Here is an 18,847-nt window from a genome sequence, read left to right as displayed (position 1 = left end):
TCGGCGGACTCTCGTGGTGGTGGGGGGCGGGAGGCGGGGTCAGGAGTGGAACGGCAGCCCGGCGTCGGCCGCCAGTTCCAGGTCGTCGGCGTCGGTCGGCGGCAGCAGGGTGGCGCCGCCGTCGGTGACCGCCACCACACCGAGCTCGATCAGCTCGGACAGCGCGGCGCTGCCCGCCATGTCGCGGACCTGCAACTGGTAGCGGGCGGTGGTGCGGTAGGCGCCGCCCGCGTCGTCGCCGGTGCGCTGCAGGAAGCCGGACTCCGTGAGGAAGGCGACGGCCTTGGCGACGATGCCGGTGGTCGAACCGGCGAGGCGGCGCGCGTCCTTGGTCGCTCCGGTGGAGCTGCGCCGGGCGTAGATCCGCCAGGCGGCCTCCAGGCCCGGGGCGCCGGTCTCGGGGTCGGTGTTCTCGCCGGTCTCCTCGGCCCGCTCCTCCAGGCGGCGGCAGGCCTGCCGCACGAACGCGTCCACGCCGTTGACCGTGATCCGCCCGATGTAGCCGTCGTCGGCGAGGTCCTCGGGGCGGGGGAACGCCATCGCGGCGACGGCGAGATGGGCCAGGCCGTGCAGGAACCGGTCGGCCGAGTCGGGGGCGGCGGCGCGCCGCGCGTAGTCGCCCATCCGGACGGCGAAGACCGAGTCCTCGGCGGCCGTCACCGCCATACCGGCGCGGGGCGAGACCTCCAGAACGATCAGGCCGAGTCCCGCGGCGACCGCGTCCGCCAGGCGGGCGAACGCCGGGTCCTCGCGGTGGCGCCGGAGCAGCTCCGCGTACTCGGCGTCGCGGGCCGGGAGCAGCTTGGGCTGGAGGCCGAAGGCGACCAGTCGCGCGGCGTCGGCGGCGTCGGCGGGGGTGATCCGGCCTTCGCCGCCGGTGCCGGGTGCGGCGGGCGCCGGCTCGGCGTCGTCGCCGAACGCGGGCTCGGGGTGGTGGTCGGTCACGGGGTTGTCTCCTTGGTACGTACGGTGTCGGGCGCGGCGGGGCGGACGCCTGCGACGGGCTGTTCCCCCGCCCCGCCCCTCCCCGAGACCCTCCGGCTGCCGGACCGTGGAGGGCTGGCCGCGCGGTTCCCCGCGCCCCTGGCGGCCCGGACGGGCAACTCGGCCCGTCGGGCGATTGAGGACGAGCGCCCTTCAGGCGCGAACGGGGTCCGGGGCGGCGCCCCGGGGTCGGGGGCCGCCCACCGTGGGGACTTCACGCCGCCTCCGTCCGGCCCGCGGCCATTCCTGCCGCGTCCAGCAGCGCCATGCCCACGATCAGGTCCGCCCCGCCGAACTCGGGATCGTCCAGCTGGGTGCCGTCGTCCACGGCGAACAGCAGACGCTCCTCGCCCTGGCGGTAGGCGGTGCCGACCGGCGGGCTGGCGGCGTGGACCGCCAACAGGGCGACCAGGTACGGCAGTTCGGGGTCCAGGCGGCGGGCCTCGGCGAGCAGGCCGGAGAGGCGGCGCGGCGCGTCGTGCTCCAGGTCGAGCAGGTCCATGGCGGCGGCGAGCTGTTCTTCGCTGAACCGGCTGTCGTCCGGGGTGGCGATCAGGTCGGGCTCGGGCATCTCGGCGCCCAGGTGCTCGCGCTCCATGGGGGGCGTCAGCAGTATGTCCACCAGGTCGCCGACCCGTACGGACACCGGGGTGCGCAGGCCGGTGCCGCGCGCGAAGAAGGCGTCGGTGACGCTGATCGCCTGCTCGACCGGGAGCGGAAGCACGGGGGCGACCAGCTGGCCGTAGAGGTCGAGGCCGGAGCGGGCGGCGGGACGGGCGAAGGCCTGGCGGTCCTGCTCGGCGCGGAACAGCGGCCCGGCCTCCAGGAGGCGGGACTGGAGCTGGGTGTGGCGGCGGATGCAGTCCTTGACGATGTCGACGAGCTCGGCGGCGCGGCGCTTGTGCTCCGGGTCCTCCGCCTCGTCGCGCGCCTTGCGGATGTTGGTCAGGATCGCGTTCTCGTGCCGGTAGCGGTCGGCGACGTGGTCGAGGGCCTCGGCGATCATGTCCGGCACCGCGTTGAGCCAGTCGACCGCCCGCACGTTGCGCCGCGTCGCCTCCAGGGTGCGCCGGAGCGTCTCGGCGTACTGCACGGTGCGGTAGCGGGCCTGTTCGGCGGCGAGCTGGGCGTCGGCGAGGCGGCCGCGGCTGATCAGCACCTCCAGCTTGACCTCGGCGGCGATCTGGGCGCTGGTGACGTCCGTGTCGAGGGCGCCGACCAGGACGTTGACCGCCTCGTCGGTGGTGCGCAGGTAGACGGCTCCGCCGTACCCGGGGACCTCTTCGAGGAGCTTGAAGTCGTAGTCCCTGCGGACGTAGACGCCGTCCGGGTTGAACGTGCCGTACACCGCGCGGAAGCCGCGGTCCACGCTGCCCACGTTGATCAGGTTCTCCAGGACCCAGCGGGCCACCCGCTCGTGCTCGGCGGCGGGCCGCGACGGGGCCTGGGCGGCCACCCGCGGGACGAGCCGGGCCACGATCTGCTCGTGGTCGGCGCCCGTGTCGAAGTCCATGTTCAGCGTGACGAGGTCGATGGAGGCCAGCGCCACCTCGGCCATCGCGTACACCGAGTACTCCCCCGCGAGGTTGGCCTTGCGCACGTCGAGGTCGTGCAGCGGCGCGGTGCACGCCAGGGCGCGCAGCCGCCGCGCGAGCCCCTCGTCGGCGGCCGGCCCCGGTGCGGGGCGCGCCGCCGCGCTGAGCTGGGGCGGAACGGGTTCCGTCGAGGCAGGCGAAGTCACGGTGGACAGATTAGGTCCTCGCACTGACAACGGTCGAAACGGCGCAGAACCGCCCGCCGTCCGGGGCCCGGCGCGCGTCCTAGGCGAGGGCGCCCTGGACCAGTTTCCCGTACGCCTCGACGAGCTGGGCACGCGAGTCGTCGAGGTATCCGGCGAGCAGCCGCCCGGCGCCGGTCCGCTCCCCCGCCCGCAGCGCTTCGAGGATCTGCCGGTTGCGCACGAGGTAGGGCTGGTGGAGCCGGCGCGGATCGTCCACCACGTGGAAGGCCAGGCGGAGTTCGGCCAGGACGCCACGCATGAGTTCGTCGGTGCGGGCGCTGCCGGCGAGGGCCACGAGTTCGCGGTGGAAGTGGATGTTGGCGGTGGAGACGCCCTGCCAGTCGCCCTCCTCGGCCGCGCTCTCGCCTCCCGAGACGGCGGCGTCGAGCCCGTCGAGGCGGTAGGGCGGCTCGCCGAGTCCCTGGACGACGGCGCACTCCACGAGGCGCCGGGTGCGGTAGATGTCGGCCACGTCCTCGACGGCGAGGACCCGGACGAAGACCCCGCGGTTGAGTTCGTGGACCAGCAGCCGTTCGTGGGTGAGCAGCCGGAACGCCTCGCGCAGGGTGTTGCGCGAGACGCCGAGGGCCTTGCCGATGGCGTCCTCGGCGAGGCGCTCCCCCGGCGGGAAGAAGCCCTCCGCGATCCGGGTGCGCAGGATGTCCGCGACCCGTTCCGCCGTGCTGGTGCGGCCCAGCAGGGCGCGGTCCTCGGCAAGTCCGCCGAGCCCGGAGTCCGTTGTGGCCACAGCGCCCTCTCTCCCCCGCCGGCCGCTCCCGCCGACGCGTCCGCCCATCGTAGAAGCATCGCGAGGACGCGAGGAAGCGGGAATCCCTCGACATGACCCTTGTCGGATCGTTCAACAATCCCCTACGTTGAGGGCACCGCACCCCGGGAACCCGGCCCCGCGCCGCTCCCCGGACCCGCTCCCGCACAGTCTCGGCAGCCCTCTCATCCCCTCCTGCGAGGTGCACATGAGCACGACCCAGGCACAGCCGCAGCACGGTCAACACCCGCACGCCGACGGCCCGTTCGGATGGCTGCGCGCCCTCGGCCCCGGTGGCCGCCGGGCCTTCGGGGGCGCCTTCGGCGGCTACGCCCTCGACTCGTACGACTTCTTCACGCTCCCGCTCACGATGGTCGCGATCTCGGCGTACTTCGGGCTCGACACCGGACAGACGGGGCTGCTGACCACCGTGACCCTGGTGGTCTCGGCCGTCGGCGGCGCCTTCGCCGGGGTGGTCGCCGACCGCATCGGCCGGGTCAGGGCGCTGATGATCACCGTCGGCACCTACGCCGTCTTCACGGTGCTCTGCGGCTTCGCGCCCAACTACGAGACGCTGCTGGTCTTCCGCGCCCTCCAGGGGCTCGGCTTCGGCGGCGAGTGGGCGGTCGGCGCGATCCTGGTCGCCGAGTACGCTTCGGCCCGGCACCGCGGCCGCACCCTGGGCGCCGTGCAGAGCGCGTGGGCGGCCGGCTGGGCGCTCGCCGTCGTCGTGTACACCCTGGTGTTCCAGTACGTGGACGCGGACACCGCCTGGCGCGTGGTGTTCTGGACCGGCGCGCTCCCGGCCCTGCTGCTCGTCTATGTGCGGCGCAACGTGAGCGACGCACCGCAGGCCACCGAGCAGCGGCTCGCCACGGCCCGCACCACCAGCGGCGGCGCCACCTTCGCGGCCATCTTCCGCGACCCGCTGCTGCGCACGACGCTGTTCGCGGTGCTGCTCTCCGCCGGCGTGCAGGGCGGCTACTACACGCTCGCCACCTGGGTGCCGACCTTCCTGAAGAGCGAACGCCACCTCACGGTGGTCGGTACCGGCGGCTATCTGGCGTTCCTGATCTCCGGCGCCTTCATCGGCTATCTGACCGGCGGCTACCTCACCGACCGGCTGGGCCGGAAGAAGAACATCGCCCTGTTCGCGGTCCTCTCGGCCGTGTGCATCCTCCTCTACACACACCTTCCGTCCGGCGCGAACACCCTTCTCCTGGTGCTCGGCTTCCCGCTCGGCTTCTGCATGTCGGCGATCTTCAGCGGGTTCGGCTCGTTCCTCAGCGAGCTCTACCCGACCGCCGTGCGGGGCACCGGCCAGGGGTTCACGTACAACACCGGGCGAGCGGTGGGCGCGTTCTTCCCCACCCTGGTCGGCTACCTCGCCGACAGCTGGGGTGTCGGCGGCGCCCTGGTCTTCGGCGCGGTCGGCTACGCCCTCGCCGTCCTCGCCCTGCTCGGACTGCCCGAGACCCGCGGCCGGGAGCTGCTGTGAACGCCGCGGGACCGGCCTCGCCGAGGTCCCCCGGTGACGCCCGCGCCCGCTTCCGCGCCGGCGCCGACGTGCCGACCGCGGGCTGGGCGCCCGGCCACACCCAGGTCAACCTGATCTCCGTACCGTCCGACTGGGCCGAGGACGTACGGCTGTTCTGCGAGCGCAATCCGCAGCCCTGCCCGGTCCTCGACATCACGGAGCCCGGCTCCTGGCGGACCCGGCTCGCCCCGGGCGCCGACCTGCGCTCGGACCTGCCGCGCTACCGGGTGTGGGAGGACGGCCGACTGCTCGCCGAGCCGGCCGACGCCGGGGACTTCTGGCGGGACGACCTGGTGACGTTCCTCATCGGATGCAGCTTCACCTTCGAGTCCCAACTGGCCGCCGAGGGAGTCCCGTTGCGCCACGTCGAGCAGGGCCGCAACGTCTCGATGTATGTGACGAACCGCCCGTGCCGGCCCGCCGGACGGCTCAGCGGACCGCTCGTGGTGTCGATGCGGCCGATCCCGGCGCCCCTGGTGAGCACGGCCTGCCGGGTGACGCGGGCGATGCCCCTGGTCCACGGGGCACCCGTGCACTCCGGGAATCCGGCGGCCCTCGGCATCGCGGACCTGTCCCGGCCCGACTTCGGGGACCCGGTGGCCGCCGCGCCCGGCGACGTGCCGGTGTTCTGGGCCTGCGGGGTGACCCCGCAGGCCGCGGTGAGGGCGTCCCGGCCGCCGTTCGCGCTCACCCACGCGCCGGGCCGGATGCTCATCACCGACGTCCGCGACGATCATTACCGGACCGGCTGAGCGAGCCGGTCGCACCCGGCCGTGCCCGAGCGTCCCGGGCGCGGCCGGGGCAGACTGCACCCAGGACCACGCACCGCGACGAAGAGGAGATCCCGCATCCATGACCCGGTCCGCGACGACGTCGATCGACCTCAATGCCGACCTCGGCGAGGGCTTCGGCCACTGGCGGCTGACCGACGACGAACAACTTCTGTCCGTCGTCACCAGCGCCAATGTGGCCTGCGGCTTCCACGCCGGCGACCCGGCCATCATGCGGCGGGTCTGCGCCCTGGCCGCGGAGCGCGGCGTACACATCGGCGCCCAGGTCTCCTACCGCGATTTGGCGGGCTTCGGGCGCCGCTCCATGGACGTGCCCCGGGCCGAGCTGGCCGCCGAAGTCGCCTACCAGATCGGCGCGTTGGAGGTCTTCGCCCGGGCCGCGGGCAGCCGGGTGGCGTACGTCAAACCGCACGGCGCGCTCTACAACCGCGTCGTGCACGACGAGGAGCAGGCGCAAGCCGTCGTCGAGGGGGTGCTCCTGGCGGGAGCGGGGCTCCCGGTCCTCGGGCTTCCCGGGTCGCGGCTGCTCGCGGCGGCCGAGCGAGCCGGTCTTCCGGTCGTCACCGAGGCGTTCGCCGACCGCGCCTACACCGCGCAGGGCACGCTGGTGCCGCGCGGCCGGGACGGCGCGGTGGTCAGCGACCCGGACGCCGTGGTGGCCCGGGCCGTCGCCATGGCCCTGCACGGCACGGTCGTGGCCGAGTCCGGCGAGCCGGTGCCGGTCGGCGCGAGCTCGCTGTGCGTGCACGGCGACACCCCGGGGGCGGTCGGCCTGGCCCGCCGGGTGCGGGCGGCCCTGGAGGCGGCGGGGCTGCGGGTGGCGGCGTTCTCGTGAGCGGCCCGCGCACCCTGCCGGTGGGCGAACACGCCCTGCTGGTCGAGCTCGACAGCGCGGAGGCGACCGGCGCGCTGCACGCCGAGCTGCTGCGCCGCCGCGCCACCGGAACCCTCCCCCCGCTGCGCGAGATCGTGCCCGCGGCCCGCACCGTCCTGCTCGACGGCGTGGCCGATCCCGCTGCCCTCGCCGCCCAGTTGACGACCTGGCACATCCCTCCCCTGGAAGCGGACGTCCGGGAGACGGTCGAGATCCCCGTCCGCTACGACGGCCCCGACCTCGCCGACGTCGCGGCTCTGTGGCAGGTCTCGGAGCAGGAGGCGGTCCGCGTCCACTCCGCGGCCGAGTTCCGGGTCGCCTTCTGCGGGTTCGCGCCCGGCTTCGCCTACCTCACCGGACTCGGCGAGCGGTACGCCGTGCCACGCCGGGCCACCCCGCGCACCGCGGTCCCGGCCGGTTCGGTGGCCCTCGCGGGCCCGTACACCGGCGTCTATCCGCGCTCCTCGCCCGGCGGCTGGCAGCTGATCGGCAGCACCGACGCCGCGCTGTGGGATCCGCACCGCGAACCCGCGGCCCTGCTCACCCCGGGCACCCGGGTCCGCTTCGTCCCCCGGGTGGCGCGATGAGCGACCGGGCCCTGTCCGTGGTGCGGGCGGGCGCGCTCACCTTGGTCCAGGACGAGGGCAGGCACGGGCACGCGCACCTGGGGGTGCCGCGCTCGGGCGCGCTCGACCTGCCCGCCGCCCGCCTCGCCAACCGCCTGGTCGGCAACGCGGTGGGGGCGGCCGTGCTCGAGACGACCCTCAACGGGTGTGCGGTACGCCCCCGTCGCGCGGTCACCGTGGCGGTGACCGGAGCCCCCTGCCCGGTCACGCTCGACGGCCGCCCGGTGGCGTGGGGCGCCCCGGTGCGGGTGCCCCCGGGCGCCGTCGTCGAGGTGGGCGCGGCCACCCGCGGGGTGCGTTCGTACCTGGCGTTCGCCGGGGGCGTCGCCGTCGAGCCGGTCCTTGGCAGCCGCTCCACCGATCTCCTGTCGGGCCTCGGCCCGCCGCTCCTGCGGGACGGCGCGGTCCTTCCGCTGGGCCGCCCGGCAGACACGTGTCCGCGGGTGGACGAGGCTCCCGCGCCCGGCGTGCCGGAGGAACTCGTGCTGCGGGTACGCCCCGGGCCGCGCGCCGACTGGTTCACGGCGGACGCGCTCGCCGTCCTGGCGGGCGGCCGCTACCGGGTCTCCTCGGCGAGCAACCGCATCGGGCTGCGCACCGAGGGACCCGCGCTGCGGCGCGCCCGGAAGGGTGAACTCCCCAGCGAGGGAATGGTGTTGGGCGCGGTCCAGGTGCCGCCGGACGGGCGACCGGTCATCTTCCTGGCCGACCACCCGACGACCGGCGGCTACCCGGTGATCGGCGTGGTCCCCGAGCCCGATCTGGCGGCCGCGGCGCAGGCCGCGCCCGGCACGCCCCTGAGGTTCGCGCCGGTGGGCAGGCCCTGACCCCCGGGCCGACTAGGCGAGACCGCCGACAGCGCGGCGGCCAGGGCTTCGGCCGCGTGCAGGTCGAGGCGGGCCGTATGGCGCAGTTCCTCACCCGCCAGGCGGAGCAGTTGGGGCAGGAGGTCGGTGGAGCGGCGGCCCAGCCACGCGGTGCCGGAGGTGGCCAGCCAGTACAGCGAGGCGGCGGCGCCCGGCGGCGGCCGTTCCGGTTCTGCCGGTGGCGGCTCGCCCGGCGCGAGCCCGCGCTCGGCCAGCAGCGCGTGGCAGCGGGCCGCGATCAGCCGGTGCCCGCGCTCCCCCGGGTGCAGCCGGTCCGCGCTCCACAGGGTGCGGTCCTCGACCCAGGCGGGGTCGGCCAGATGCAGATGGACCGCCCCGTACCGCGACGACAGGCTGTGCACCACGGTGTTGACGGCCCGCTGGCGCCTGGCGAGCGGCCGGGCCAGCGGACCGGGCAGCCCGAGCATGGCGCCCGGGTCGGGCAGACAGGCGGTGAGCAGCACCGTTCCCGCCGAGGCGAGGCCCTCGTACACCGTGTCCAGGCGTACCGCGACGTGCTGGATGTCGAAGGAGCGGCGCAGGGTGTCGTTGACGCCGACGACGACCGAGGCGAGGTGCGGCGCGAACTCCCTTGCCAGAGGGGCCTGTTGTTCCAGCACGTCAAGGATGAGCGCGCCGCTGGCCGCGAAGTTGCGGAACTCCCAGCCCGGCTGGTGACCGGCGAGCAGCGACGCCCAGCCGCGCCATCCGCCGGAGACCGGATCGCCGACGCCCTCGGTGAGCGAGTCCCCGAGGGCCGCGAACCGCAGCTCCCGCCGGGGTGGCGGGACGGGCCCGGCGGCGAGGGCGAGGGCGGTCACGCGATCGCCCCCGGCGCCCTGCGTGCCGGGCCGGATCCGGCCCGGCGCGGCACCGGTGCCTCGTGCGCGGCCAGGAAGGCCGCCACCGAGGCGTCCCAGCCGAACAGTTCGGCCCGCGCCCGCGCGGCCGCCCGCCGCGCCCGCTCGGGCCTGCCCAGCAACTCCCTTACGGCGTGGGCGATGTCCTCGCCGCTGTCCCGGGCCGCGAGCCCCGCGTCGGCGACCACCTCGGGCAGGGCGGACGACGCGCTGCACACGACGGGGGTCCCGCAGGCCAGGGCCTCAAGGGCGGAGAGGCCGAACGTTTCGGCGGGGCCCGGCGCGAGGCAGATGTCGGCCGCCGCCTGGAGGTCGGCCAGCGCTTCGCGGTCGGCGACGTGGCCCAGGAACTCGACCGGCAGCCGTTCCGCGGCCGCCCGGCGCGCGAGGCTCCCCGCCAGCGGGCCGTCCCCCGCGACCACGAGCGCCGCCCGCACCCCGGCGTGCCGCAGCGCCGCCAGCGCGTCCAGCGCGAGACCGGGCCGCTTCTCGACCGAGAGCCGGGAGCACATCAGGAGCAGCACCCGGGCGCCGCGCGCGTGCCGGGCCCGCAGCACCGTGGAGCGGCGCCCCGGCCGGCACCGCGCCGGGTCGACCCCGAGCGGGGCCCGGACCACGTTGCGCGCGCCGATGCGTACGAACTCGCGCTCGGCCCACTCGGTGGTGCACACGACGCGCGAGAACGCCCAGCCCGTACGCCGGTTGAGCCGGTCGGCGGCGCCGCGGGCGACGGCTTCGGGCAGCCCCCAGGTGCGCAGCACCCCGTCGGCCGTCTCGTGCGACACCATCACGGAGGGCACCCGGGCCCGGCGCGCCCACTCGCCCGTCCAGCGCAGGGTGGTGCGGTCGGACACCTCGATGCGGTCGGGCGCGAGCTCGTCGAGGACGTGGCGGACCCGGCGCCGGTCCGCGAGCACCCGGTAGCCGCCGGTGCCCGGCAGCAGCACACCCGGCAGGGTGATCACCCGCCCCTGCTCGGTGTGTTCGTCCCGCGCCCGCCCGCCCGGCACGATCAGGACGGGCTCGTGCCCGGCCTCCCGGTAGCCGCGGCCGAGTTCGCGCAGCGCGGTGCGCAGCCCGCCGGACGCGGGCGTGACGAAGTTGGCGAGCCGCACGATCCGCAGGCCGCTCATGCCGCCACCGCCGCGCGCGCCCCGAGGACATCGGCGTAGTGGCCAAGGAGCAGATCGCCGACGGCGGCCCAGGTGCGCTCCCGCACGGCGGCCCGCCCGGCGCGTCCATGGGCGGCCCGCAGCCGGGGGTCGGCGAGTTGGAGCACGGCGTCGCGGAGGGCCCCGGAGTCTCCCGGGGGCACCAGGAGGCCCGTGCCGCCGTGGCGTACGAGGTCGAGCGGGCCGCCCGCGGCGGGCGCCACCACCGGCACCCCGCTCGCCATGGCCTCCTGCACGGTCTGGCAGAACGTCTCGTAGGGCCCGGTGTGCGCGAAGACGTCCAACGAGGCGAAGATCCGGGCGAGTTCACCGCCGGTGCGCCGGCCGAGGAAGACGGCGCCGGGCAGGGCCCCGCGCAGGGCGGCGGCGCTGGGGCCGTCCCCGGTGACGACCACGCGTACGCCGTCGAGCGCGCAGACGTCCGCGAGGAGCTCCACGTGCTTCTCGGGGGCGAGCCGGCCGACGTAGCCGACGATCAGTTCGCCGCGCGGTGCGAGTTCGCGACGCCATGCCTCGTCGCGCAGTTCGGGGCCAAAGCGGTCGGTGTCGACGCCGCGCGGCCACAGCCGTACCCGTGGGACGCCGTGTTCCACCAGGTCGCGCAGGGCCGCGGCGGAGGGGGCGAGGGTGCGGTCGGCGGCCGAGTGCACGGCGCGCAGCCGACGCCAGGCGGTGCCTTCTCCGGCGCCCATGTAGGTGCGCGCGTACCCGGCCAGATCGGTCTGGTAGACGGCGACGGCGGGGACGCCGAGACGGCTGGCGGCGGCCATGCCGCGTACGCCGAGGACGAAGGGGCTCGCCAGGTGGACGAGGTCGGCCCGGTGCGCGGCGATCGCGGCGGCGACCCGGCGAGTGGGCAGCGCGAGGCGGACCTCTCGGTAGCCGGGCAGCGGCAGCGAGGGCACCCGGACGACCGGGCAGGGCGCGTCAGAGCCCTCCCCCGTGGCCGTGGCCGGGGCTATGACGAGCGGTTGGTGACCGCGGACGGCCAGATGCCGTGCGGTCTGCAGGGCGCAGTGCGCCACTCCGTTGACGTCGGGCGGGAAGGATTCGGTGACGATGACGACACGCATACCCGTGTTGTCGTCGCGCCGGGAGTGGCCCGGCCGACTTGGATCTTTCCGCCCGGGGAACGTCCCATGAGCGTTGCCCCATCGGGCTCCGGCCGTGGATCACACGGCTCCGCCCGTGGGGGCCGTGAGTCACACGGCCGTGGGGTCCGGGCCGAGCCGGTCGTGAATGACGCTCTGCACCTCGGCCTCCTCGGCCGGGTCGGCCGCGAGCCTGCGCAGTCGCTCGGCCACGCGGGCGTCGACGAGCTCGGCGTACTGTGCGGCCACTTCCCGCGTGGTCTCCTCGCAGTCCCACAGGCATTCGACGGCGAAACCGGTGGCGAAGGAGGGGTCCGTGGCGGCCAGCGCGCGGGCGGCGCGGCCGCGCAGCTGGGAGGAGGCGGTCTCGCGGTAGACGTGCCGCAGCACCGGGGCGGCGCAGCAGATGCCGAGCCGGCCGGCCCCGTCGACGAGCGCCCTCAGCAGCGGGGCGTCGGGGCCTTCGGAGCGTACGGTCTCGCGGAGCGCGCCCAGCACCAGCTTCTCGTCGCCGGCCTCGCCCCGCGAGGCGAGCACGGCGGCGGCGCGGGCGCCGAGTTCGTCGGGGCGCTGGATCCAGCGGCGGGCCCGGTCGACGGCTTCGGGGCCGCACATCCGCTCGAAGGCGTGGACAGCCGCCTCGGCGACGCCGGGCGAACCGGTGGAGACGGCGCGTTCGATCAGGTCGAGCACGCGGGCGTCGCGTGACTCGGCGAGATAGTGCAGGGCGGCGCCGCGGGCCCCGTCGGTGCCCGAGCGGGCCGCCTCCAGGATGGTGTCGCGGTCCTCGGGTCCGGCGACCGCGCCGAGGCACCGGGCCGCGGGCAGGTGCAGGACCGCCCCGCGTTCCAGGCCTTCGTCAGCCCAGTCGAAGACGGCCTGGACGCTCCAGCCGGGGCGGGGCCCGGACGGCCGCATCTGCCGTTGCCAGCGGTCGAAGGAGCCGCTCTCCTGGGCGGCCCGCACCCGGGCGCCCACGCTCTCGCGCGGGTCCTCGGCCCACAGCCGCCAGGGCCGCGGTTCGTAGGCGTCCCGCACGGTGGCCGCGAGCTCCGCGTCACCCTGCGCGGTGGCGGGGAAGCGGTCGAGGACCGGCACGGCGAGGGCGCGCAGATGCGCGTCGTCGTCACGCAGCGCGAGCTCGTCCAGCGCCCAGGCCCAGTTGGAGCCGGCCGCGGCGTAGCGGCGGAGCAGCGCGAGCGCGTCGTTCCTGCCGTACGAGGCGAGGTGGCCGAGCACCGCGAGGGCGAGCCCGGTCCTGGAGTCCTCGGTGTCGAGGATGTCCTCGGCGCCGAAGAGGTGCCGCTCGATCTGGTCGAGCCCGCCGTCGAGGTCCAGGAAGAGGCGCGCGTAGTACAAGGAGCGGTTCTCGACCTGCCAGTCGTGGCGTGGGTCGCTCAGTACGCAGTGGTTGAGGGCCGCCAGGGCCTCGTCGCGCGGGGCGGCCAGCGCGTGCAGGGTGCCGTCGCCGCGGCCCCGCTGCAGCAGGCCGAGCAGCGTGCCGCTCGGCGCTATGACTGGATCGAACATGGAAATAGCCTCACATCAAGCTGTCGACGCAACCGGGATTCGTGCCTTGCCCTAGGCCGCGCAGCAACATGAGGGGTCGCCCGCCGTCTTCTGCTTGGTGTAGACCATCTTCCTGCCTCTCGTCGCGGTCCCCGATGTAGGGACCCTGCCCCCGATGTAGGGGTTCGACGTCATGATGACCCAGCCATTTCGCCATCGCGACCACATTTACGGCGCCCCTCTCCGCGGGCTCTTCGGTGGATCCCCCGTAAACGCTTGGTGGACGCTCAGTTGGCCCCGAACAGGGCCAGCAGCTCCGCCTTGCCGAACATCCGGGCGGTGTCGACCGCCGACGGCGTCCCGGCGGAAGGATCGGCTCCGCCGGCCAGGAGGGCCTTGATCACGGCTTCCTCGCCCTTGAAGACGGCGCCGGCGAGCGGGGTCTGGCCGCGGTCGTTGGCACGGTCGGCGTCGGCGCCCCGGGCCAACAGGGTGCTCACCGCGTCGGCGTGGCCGTGGTAGGCGGCCAGCATCACGAGCGAGTCGCCGCGGTCGTTGGTCAGGTTCGCGGGCGCCCCGGCGTCGACGTAGGCGGCGAGCGCCTCGGCGTCGCCCCGGCGGGCCGCGTCGAAGACCTTGGCCGCCAGCTCGACCACCTCGGGATCGAGTTCCTCGCTCATCGAAAACTCCTTAGGCGCAACGGAACGAACCCGCACGGCGACGGAGCCGTACGAGTGAATCGACAGGGTACTGCCCGACGGGCGACATGACGTGGCCGATCGGCGGCAAAGATCACCGCGAGTGACGGTTTCGCGTCCCGGTGGCCGCACAGTGTCCCGCTCCGACCCGCTTGTCATATCCGCCACTCCAGTGAAATTGCCGGAGTTTCACCCATTCGCACCTTTTATCGCATAGATACTTCCTGTGAGCCTGGAAGAACTCATGGTGACCGTCCCCATCGACCAGGAGAACCCAAATGATCCTGTCCATCTCAGGTGTGGTGCTGCTCGGAATCATCTGCTTCCTCTTCTTCAAGAAAGACGGACTCAAGGCTTCGCACGCGCTCGTGTGCTCGCTCTTCGGCTTCTATCTCGCGGGCACCGCCATCGCCCCGAGCATCACCGCCGGAGGTGCGAGCCTCGCCAGCCTGCTGGGCGGGATCAAGTTCTGACCTCCCGCCGCCCTCCGTACGACGGCAGACCGAGCCGCGGCACCAGCGCGGACCCGACTCCAGGAGAACGATGTGGCCCGGCGACCACTCCCCCGCATTCTGAGCAGCAGCAGCGCACCCATCGTTCGCAGCCGCGAGATCGCGCGCACGGCCGCCGACAGCGCCACCGACGTTCTCCATCCGCTCATCACGATCAGCCGCGGCCTGCGGCTGATCGCCGCCGCCCTGCGCGGCAGATGGGCCGCCACCCCCAAGGAACGGCGTGGTCCCGCGCTGTTCCTGACGGCGGCCATCGTCCTGGTCGTCGCGCTCATCCCGTACGGGCCGCTTCTCGCCCTGATCACGGTGATGGGCGCGGCCGCCTGGAAGGGCCGCGAGAAACCGGTCGTCAAGACCGGCCCGGACGAGGCGGAACTCGCCCGGCTCCAGGCCCTCTACGAGGCACTCGTGCCCTACTTCTCCGTCCCCGAGGACCCGGCCCCGCTCTTCTCCCACGGAGGTGAGTGGGACAAGGCCTTCGGCGAGTACGCGTTCGACGACAGCGGCCGCCTCACCCGGCTCCAGGTGCGCTACCCCGCCTACTTCACGGACGGCGAGCCCGCCTCGCGCGCCCGCATCGAACAGCTCCTGCACACCAAGTCGGGGCGCGGCCGCGAATACCACTTCGCCTGGGACGAGGAGGGGAACCAGCTCGTCATGAGCGTCCTGGACGCGCTGCCCACCTCGATCGCCGCCCAGCGCTTCGTGACCTCGCCCGGCGAGACCGTCCTCGGCTTCACGGACGCCGACGCCGTGCAGCGGACCATGCCGGTGACCACCGGCGGGGCGAGCCACGACGCCCCTCCCGTGGTCTGGCGCACGGGGCCCCGCTCCACCGAACCCCACCTCCTGGTCGTCGGCCAGCCCGGCACGGGCACCACGACCCTGCTCCGCTCGATCGCGCTCCAGGCGCTCCAGCACGGCGACCTGCTGATCGTCGAGGGCAGCGGAACCGGCGAGTACGCCTGTCTGACGGGCCGCTCGGGCGTCCTGGCCGTCGAGTGCGGCCTCGCCGGAGCCCTCGCCACCCTGGAGTGGGCCTCGCACGAGACCGAGCGCCGTCTCATCGCCGCCAACCGCGCCCGCCAGGCGGGCCGCCCCGCGCCCGAGGACACCAAGCGGCCGCTGTGGATCCTGCTCGACCGTCCCAGCGTCCTCGCGGACCTGGCCGCTGCCGACGGCCGCACCGACCCGCAGCACCTGCTCCAGGTCCCGCTGCGGCACGGCCGGGCCGCCGGGGTCACGGTCGTCGTCGCCGAGCAGTTCGACACCCTGGACGACCTGTCCGAGCCCGTACGCAGCCACACCCGGGCCCGCGTGGTCCTCGGCCCGGTCTCGCCCGGCCAGGTCGAATCGGTCCTGGGCGTCCCTCCGCACACCACCCCCACCCCGGACGTGCCCCCGGGCCGCGGCTACGCCCGCCTCGGCACGGGACCGGTGCTGCGCCTCCAGGTCCCGGCGACCCCGGACCCGTACGACGACGCGACGGCCGAGGCCCATCGCCAGGCGGTCCTCGACCTCCTCCCGGCCCGCGAGGGCCCGGTGGTGGCGACACCGGTGGAGGCGGTCGTGGCGGACACCGTTCCCGTGGAGGCGGCACCCGTCGAAGCGGCGCCCGTGCGGGCGGTCCCGGCCGAGGGCTGAGGGGCGGGCACGGGCCGGGACGTCAGCGGTGGGCGCCCCCGTCCCTCACGCCACGAAGGTGCGCGGCGGCTCCGCGCCCCCGGATCCGCCGCCCGTCTCCACCAGGCGGGCCGCCGCGGCCAGGCGTACGGCCGCCTCGTCCGCGACCGGGCCGCCCACCGTGAACGGCAAGCGCACATAGCCCTCGAAGGCGCCGTCGACCCCGAAGCGGGGACCGGAGGGCACCCGAACGCCGACCCGTTCGCCGACCTCGGCCAGGCGGGAGCCCGACAGGCCCCCGGTGCGGACCCACAGCGTGAGTCCGCCGCGCGGCACATGGAACTCCCAGTCGGGCAGTTCGCGCCGCACCGCCGTCACCAGGGCGTCGCGGTTCTCGCGGGCCTGGGTGCGGCGCAACTCGACCGCCTGCTCCCAACCGCCCGTGGCCATGAGCCAGTTGACGGCGAGCTGCTCAAGGACCGGGGTGCCCAGATCGGCGTAGGCGCGGGCGGCGACCAGGGAGCGGATGATGTCGGGGGCGGCCCGCACCCAGCCGATGCGCATGCCCGCCCAGAACGCCTTGCTCGCCGAGCCGACCGTGAGCACGGTGGCTCCGGCCGGGTCGAAGGTGCAGACGGGGCGCGGCATGTCGAGGTCCTCGTCCAGCCACAGCTCGGTCATCGTCTCGTCCACGACGAGCACCGTGCCGGCCGAGCGGGCCGCGTCCACGAGCCGGCGGCGCTGGTCCTCGTCGGCAAGCGCCCCGGTGGGGTTGTGGAAGTCGGCGACGACGTACGCGAGCCGGGGCGCGGCGTCCCTGAGCACCTGGCGCCAGCGCGGCAGGTCCCAGCCGGTCAGCCCCTCGGCCATGGCGATCGGCACGAGCCGGGCGCCCGCTTCGCGCATGAGCTGGAGGATGTTGGCGTAGGAAGGTGACTCGACGGCGATGCGCTCGCCGCGTCCGGCGAACAGATGACAGATGGCGTCGATCGCCCCCATCGCACCGGTGGTCACCATGATCTGCTCGGGCATCGTCGGAATGCCGCGGGCGGTGTAGCGGTCGGCCAGCATCTGGCGCAGCGCGGGCAGGCCCGCCGGATAGTCTCCGTGGGTGTGGGCGTACGGCGGAAGCTCTTCGAGCGCGCCCTGGACGCCCCGGGTCAGCCAGGGCTCGGGGGCGGGCAGGGCCGCGCAGCCCAGGTCGATCATCGAGCCGAGCGACTCGGGCGGGAGCGGTTCGAGCCCCCGGCCGGGCAGCGGGTGCCCGGCGGGCACGGCGGTCCAGCTGCCCGCGCCGCGCCGCGATTCGAGGAAACCCTCGGCACGCAGCGCCTCGTAGGCGGCGGCGACCGTCGTACGGCTCACCGAGAGGGCGGCGGCCAGTTCGCGCTCGGCGGGCAGCCGGGCGGCGGCGGGGACGCGGCCTTCGAGGACGAGCAGCCGGATCCCGTCGGCCAGCGCCCGGTAGGCGGGCGGCTTGCGCAGCCCGGCGCCGACCGGGCGGGGCTGCTGTGCTGTGAGCTGACGGGCGAGCTGAGCAGGCCCGATCGCCGAGGTCCACTGCGCCATGAAGTCAGTCCACCTTCCCGGAATTGGCCATGGTTGGGGTCCATTTCCCTGCCACACAGTGTCATGAGTCAGTCCACTACCACCACCCAGGGGGGACCACCGTGTCCACGCACCTCACGCGGAGACTGCTCCAGCTGTACGTCGGTCTCGCTCTGTACGGCGTCAGTTCGGGACTGCTCGTCCGCGCCGGGCTCGGCCTCGAACCCTGGGGTGTGCTGCACCAGGGCCTCGCGGGGCACACCGGTCTCTCCATAGGCGTCGTGTCGATCATCGTCGGGGCGGCGGTGCTGCTGCTGTGGATCCCGCTGCGCCAGCGCCCGGGGCTCGGCACCGTGTCCAACGTCTTCGCGATCGGCGTCTTCATGGACGGGACGCTCGCCGTCGTGCCCGATGTGCACGGCCTGCTCGCCCAGGTCCCGCTGACGGCCGCCGGGATCGTCTGCAACGGCGCCGCGACCGGCCTGTACATCTCGGCCCGCTTCGGCCCGGGCCCGCGCGACGGCCTGATGACGGGCCTGCACCGGGCGACGGGCCGCTCGATCCGGCTCGTGCGCACGTCGCTCGAGGTGGCCGTGGTGGCGACCGGATTCCTGCTCGGCGGCTCGCTCGGCGTCGGCACGGTGCTGTACGCGCTCGCGATCGGGCCGCTGGCCCAGTTCTTCCTGCGCGTCTTCGCGATCCCCGAAGCGCCCCGGGCCCCGCAACCGGGCGCGTCCCCCGCCCCCGCGTTCGAGGTCACCTCCCCGGCACCCGCACGCGGCACGGCCGTCGCGGAGGCGACACCGTAGCGCGCGATACTTCCCCGGTGACTCGCGTACGCCACCCCTATCTGGACCACCCGTCGCCGATCCCGTTCGCCCACCGCGGCGGGGCGGCGGACGGCATCGAGAACACCGCGGCCGCCTTCGAGCGGGCCGCGAAGGCGGGCTACCGGTACTTCGAGACCGATGTGCACACCACGGCCGACGGGCGCCTGGTCGCCTTCCACGACGCGACGCTCGACCGCGTCACCGATGCCCGGGGAAGGATCGCCGAGCTGCCCTGGGCCGAGGTCCGGCGGGCCCGGGTGGCCGGGCGGGAGCCGCTGCCGCTGTTCGAGGAGCTCCTGGAGGCCTTCCCCGGCGCCCGCTGGAACGTCGACCTCAAGGCCGAGTCGGCGCTCGTCCCGCTGATCGATCTGATCCGCCGCACCGGCGCATGGGACCGGGTCTGCGTCGGCTCCTTCTCGGAGGCCCGGGTCGCCAGGGCCCACCGGCTCGCGGGCCCGCGCCTGGCGACGTCGTACGGCGTGCGCGGTGTCGCCGCGCTGCGACTGCGCTCCTACGGGCTCGCGGTGCCGCTGCGCGCGGGCGCCGTCAGCGCCCAGGTGCCCGAGCGCCAGAGCGGCATCCCGGTCGTGGACCGCCGCTTCGTGCAGACCGCGCACGCCCTTGGCCTGCAGGTCCACGTCTGGACGATCAACGATCCCGCTCGGATGACGGCCCTGCTCGACCTCGGCGTGGATGGCATCATGACCGATCATCTGGAGACGCTGCGCACGGTACTGACCGACCGGGGGGCCTGGAACTGACCCGGCGGCCACCGCTCGC

The 18,847-nt window shown here is 74.7% G+C and carries 18 protein-coding genes; 9 read left to right on the top strand and 9 right to left on the bottom strand.

Going from position 1 to position 18,847, the window contains the following annotated elements; translation table 11 throughout:
- Positions 1-39: 39 nt before the first annotated feature.
- The 3 genes from DT019_RS19450 to DT019_RS19440 form a co-directional block, all read right to left on the bottom strand.
- Entirely contained in the window at positions 40-945 is a 906-nt protein-coding gene (locus DT019_RS19450; protein WP_114038114.1) for a hypothetical protein, read from the bottom strand.
- A 253-nt stretch (positions 946-1,198) separates the two neighbouring features.
- Positions 1,199-2,725, bottom strand: coding sequence for a hypothetical protein (locus DT019_RS19445; RefSeq protein ID WP_114038113.1), 1,527 nt, complete (start codon positions 2,723-2,725; stop codon positions 1,199-1,201).
- Positions 2,726-2,804: 79 nt separating this feature from the next.
- Positions 2,805-3,512 (bottom strand): GntR family transcriptional regulator, encoded by a 708-nt coding sequence (locus tag DT019_RS19440; RefSeq protein ID WP_223279662.1) that lies wholly within the window; start codon positions 3,510-3,512, stop codon positions 2,805-2,807.
- Positions 3,513-3,738: 226 nt separating this feature from the next.
- Here DT019_RS19440 and DT019_RS19435 point away from each other — a divergent pair, with 226 nt between their 5' ends.
- The 5 genes from DT019_RS19435 (at position 3,739) to DT019_RS19415 (ending at position 8,185) form a co-directional block, all read left to right on the top strand.
- The gene (locus tag DT019_RS19435; protein WP_114038111.1) at positions 3,739-5,028 is read left to right on the top strand and encodes an MFS transporter; all 1,290 of its coding nucleotides are present in this window, start codon (positions 3,739-3,741) and stop codon (positions 5,026-5,028) included.
- On the top strand, positions 5,025-5,819 hold the full coding sequence (locus tag DT019_RS19430) for a putative hydro-lyase (RefSeq protein WP_114038110.1): 795 nt from the start codon (positions 5,025-5,027) through the stop codon (positions 5,817-5,819). The genes DT019_RS19435 and DT019_RS19430 overlap by 4 nt, the downstream gene beginning before the upstream one ends.
- Before the next feature lie 100 nt (positions 5,820-5,919).
- Positions 5,920-6,693, top strand: coding sequence for a LamB/YcsF family protein (locus DT019_RS19425; RefSeq protein ID WP_114038109.1), 774 nt, complete (start codon positions 5,920-5,922; stop codon positions 6,691-6,693).
- A complete protein-coding gene (pxpB, locus tag DT019_RS19420; RefSeq protein ID WP_114038108.1) occupies positions 6,690-7,319 on the top strand; it encodes a 5-oxoprolinase subunit PxpB in 630 nt (209 codons plus the stop codon). Before DT019_RS19425 ends, pxpB begins: the two co-directional genes overlap by 4 nt.
- Complete coding sequence (locus DT019_RS19415) at positions 7,316-8,185, top strand: biotin-dependent carboxyltransferase family protein (protein WP_114038107.1); 870 nt, start codon at positions 7,316-7,318, stop codon at positions 8,183-8,185. Before pxpB ends, DT019_RS19415 begins: the two co-directional genes overlap by 4 nt.
- On the opposite strand, the gene DT019_RS19410 is transcribed toward DT019_RS19415, so the two are convergent.
- From DT019_RS19410 to DT019_RS19390, 5 genes are all read right to left on the bottom strand, one after another.
- Complete coding sequence (locus DT019_RS19410; protein WP_223279661.1) at positions 8,086-9,045, bottom strand: SGNH/GDSL hydrolase family protein; 960 nt, start codon at positions 9,043-9,045, stop codon at positions 8,086-8,088. The two genes, DT019_RS19415 and DT019_RS19410, sit on opposite strands and share 100 nt — an antisense overlap.
- Entirely contained in the window at positions 9,042-10,217 is a 1,176-nt protein-coding gene (locus DT019_RS19405) for a glycosyltransferase (protein WP_114038106.1), read from the bottom strand. Before DT019_RS19405 ends, DT019_RS19410 begins: the two co-directional genes overlap by 4 nt.
- Positions 10,214-11,329 carry a glycosyltransferase family 4 protein gene (locus tag DT019_RS19400; RefSeq protein ID WP_114038105.1) on the bottom strand — a complete coding sequence of 372 codons (1,116 nt, stop codon included), beginning with the start codon at positions 11,327-11,329 and terminating at the stop codon, positions 10,214-10,216. Before DT019_RS19400 ends, DT019_RS19405 begins: the two co-directional genes overlap by 4 nt.
- Before the next feature lie 129 nt (positions 11,330-11,458).
- Positions 11,459-12,877 carry a HEAT repeat domain-containing protein gene (locus DT019_RS19395; protein WP_114038104.1) on the bottom strand — a complete coding sequence of 473 codons (1,419 nt, stop codon included), beginning with the start codon at positions 12,875-12,877 and terminating at the stop codon, positions 11,459-11,461.
- 266 nt (positions 12,878-13,143) lie between these two features.
- Positions 13,144-13,536 carry an ankyrin repeat domain-containing protein gene (locus tag DT019_RS19390; RefSeq protein WP_114038103.1) on the bottom strand — a complete coding sequence of 131 codons (393 nt, stop codon included), beginning with the start codon at positions 13,534-13,536 and terminating at the stop codon, positions 13,144-13,146.
- 296 nt (positions 13,537-13,832) lie between these two features.
- On the opposite strand from DT019_RS19390, the gene DT019_RS19385 reads away from it, so the two are divergent.
- Entirely contained in the window at positions 13,833-14,027 is a 195-nt protein-coding gene (locus DT019_RS19385) for a hypothetical protein (protein WP_114038102.1), read from the top strand.
- A 72-nt stretch (positions 14,028-14,099) separates the two neighbouring features.
- Positions 14,100-15,710 (top strand): hypothetical protein, encoded by a 1,611-nt coding sequence (locus DT019_RS19380; RefSeq protein WP_114038101.1) that lies wholly within the window; start codon positions 14,100-14,102, stop codon positions 15,708-15,710.
- A gap of 45 nt (positions 15,711-15,755) precedes the next feature.
- Here DT019_RS19380 and DT019_RS19375 read toward each other — a convergent pair whose 3' ends face one another.
- Positions 15,756-17,258: a PLP-dependent aminotransferase family protein gene (locus DT019_RS19375; protein WP_114038100.1), complete on the bottom strand. Its 1,503-nt coding sequence runs from the start codon at positions 17,256-17,258 to the stop codon at positions 15,756-15,758.
- Positions 17,259-17,359: 101 nt separating this feature from the next.
- Between DT019_RS19375 and DT019_RS19370 the strand changes: the two genes are divergently transcribed.
- Complete coding sequence (locus DT019_RS19370) at positions 17,360-18,046, top strand: YczE/YyaS/YitT family protein (RefSeq protein ID WP_114038099.1); 687 nt, start codon at positions 17,360-17,362, stop codon at positions 18,044-18,046.
- Between the two features lie 17 nt (positions 18,047-18,063).
- On the top strand, positions 18,064-18,828 hold the full coding sequence (locus tag DT019_RS19365) for a glycerophosphodiester phosphodiesterase (protein ID WP_114038098.1): 765 nt from the start codon (positions 18,064-18,066) through the stop codon (positions 18,826-18,828).
- Positions 18,829-18,847 lie beyond the last annotated feature (19 nt).

The organism is Streptomyces sp. SDr-06, from assembly GCF_003324565.1.
In the GTDB taxonomy this organism is placed as follows: Bacteria; Actinomycetota; Actinomycetes; order Streptomycetales; family Streptomycetaceae; genus Streptomyces.
The sequence above is the reverse complement of the archived record's forward strand: the minus strand, read 5'-3'. Positions and strand labels throughout refer to the sequence as shown.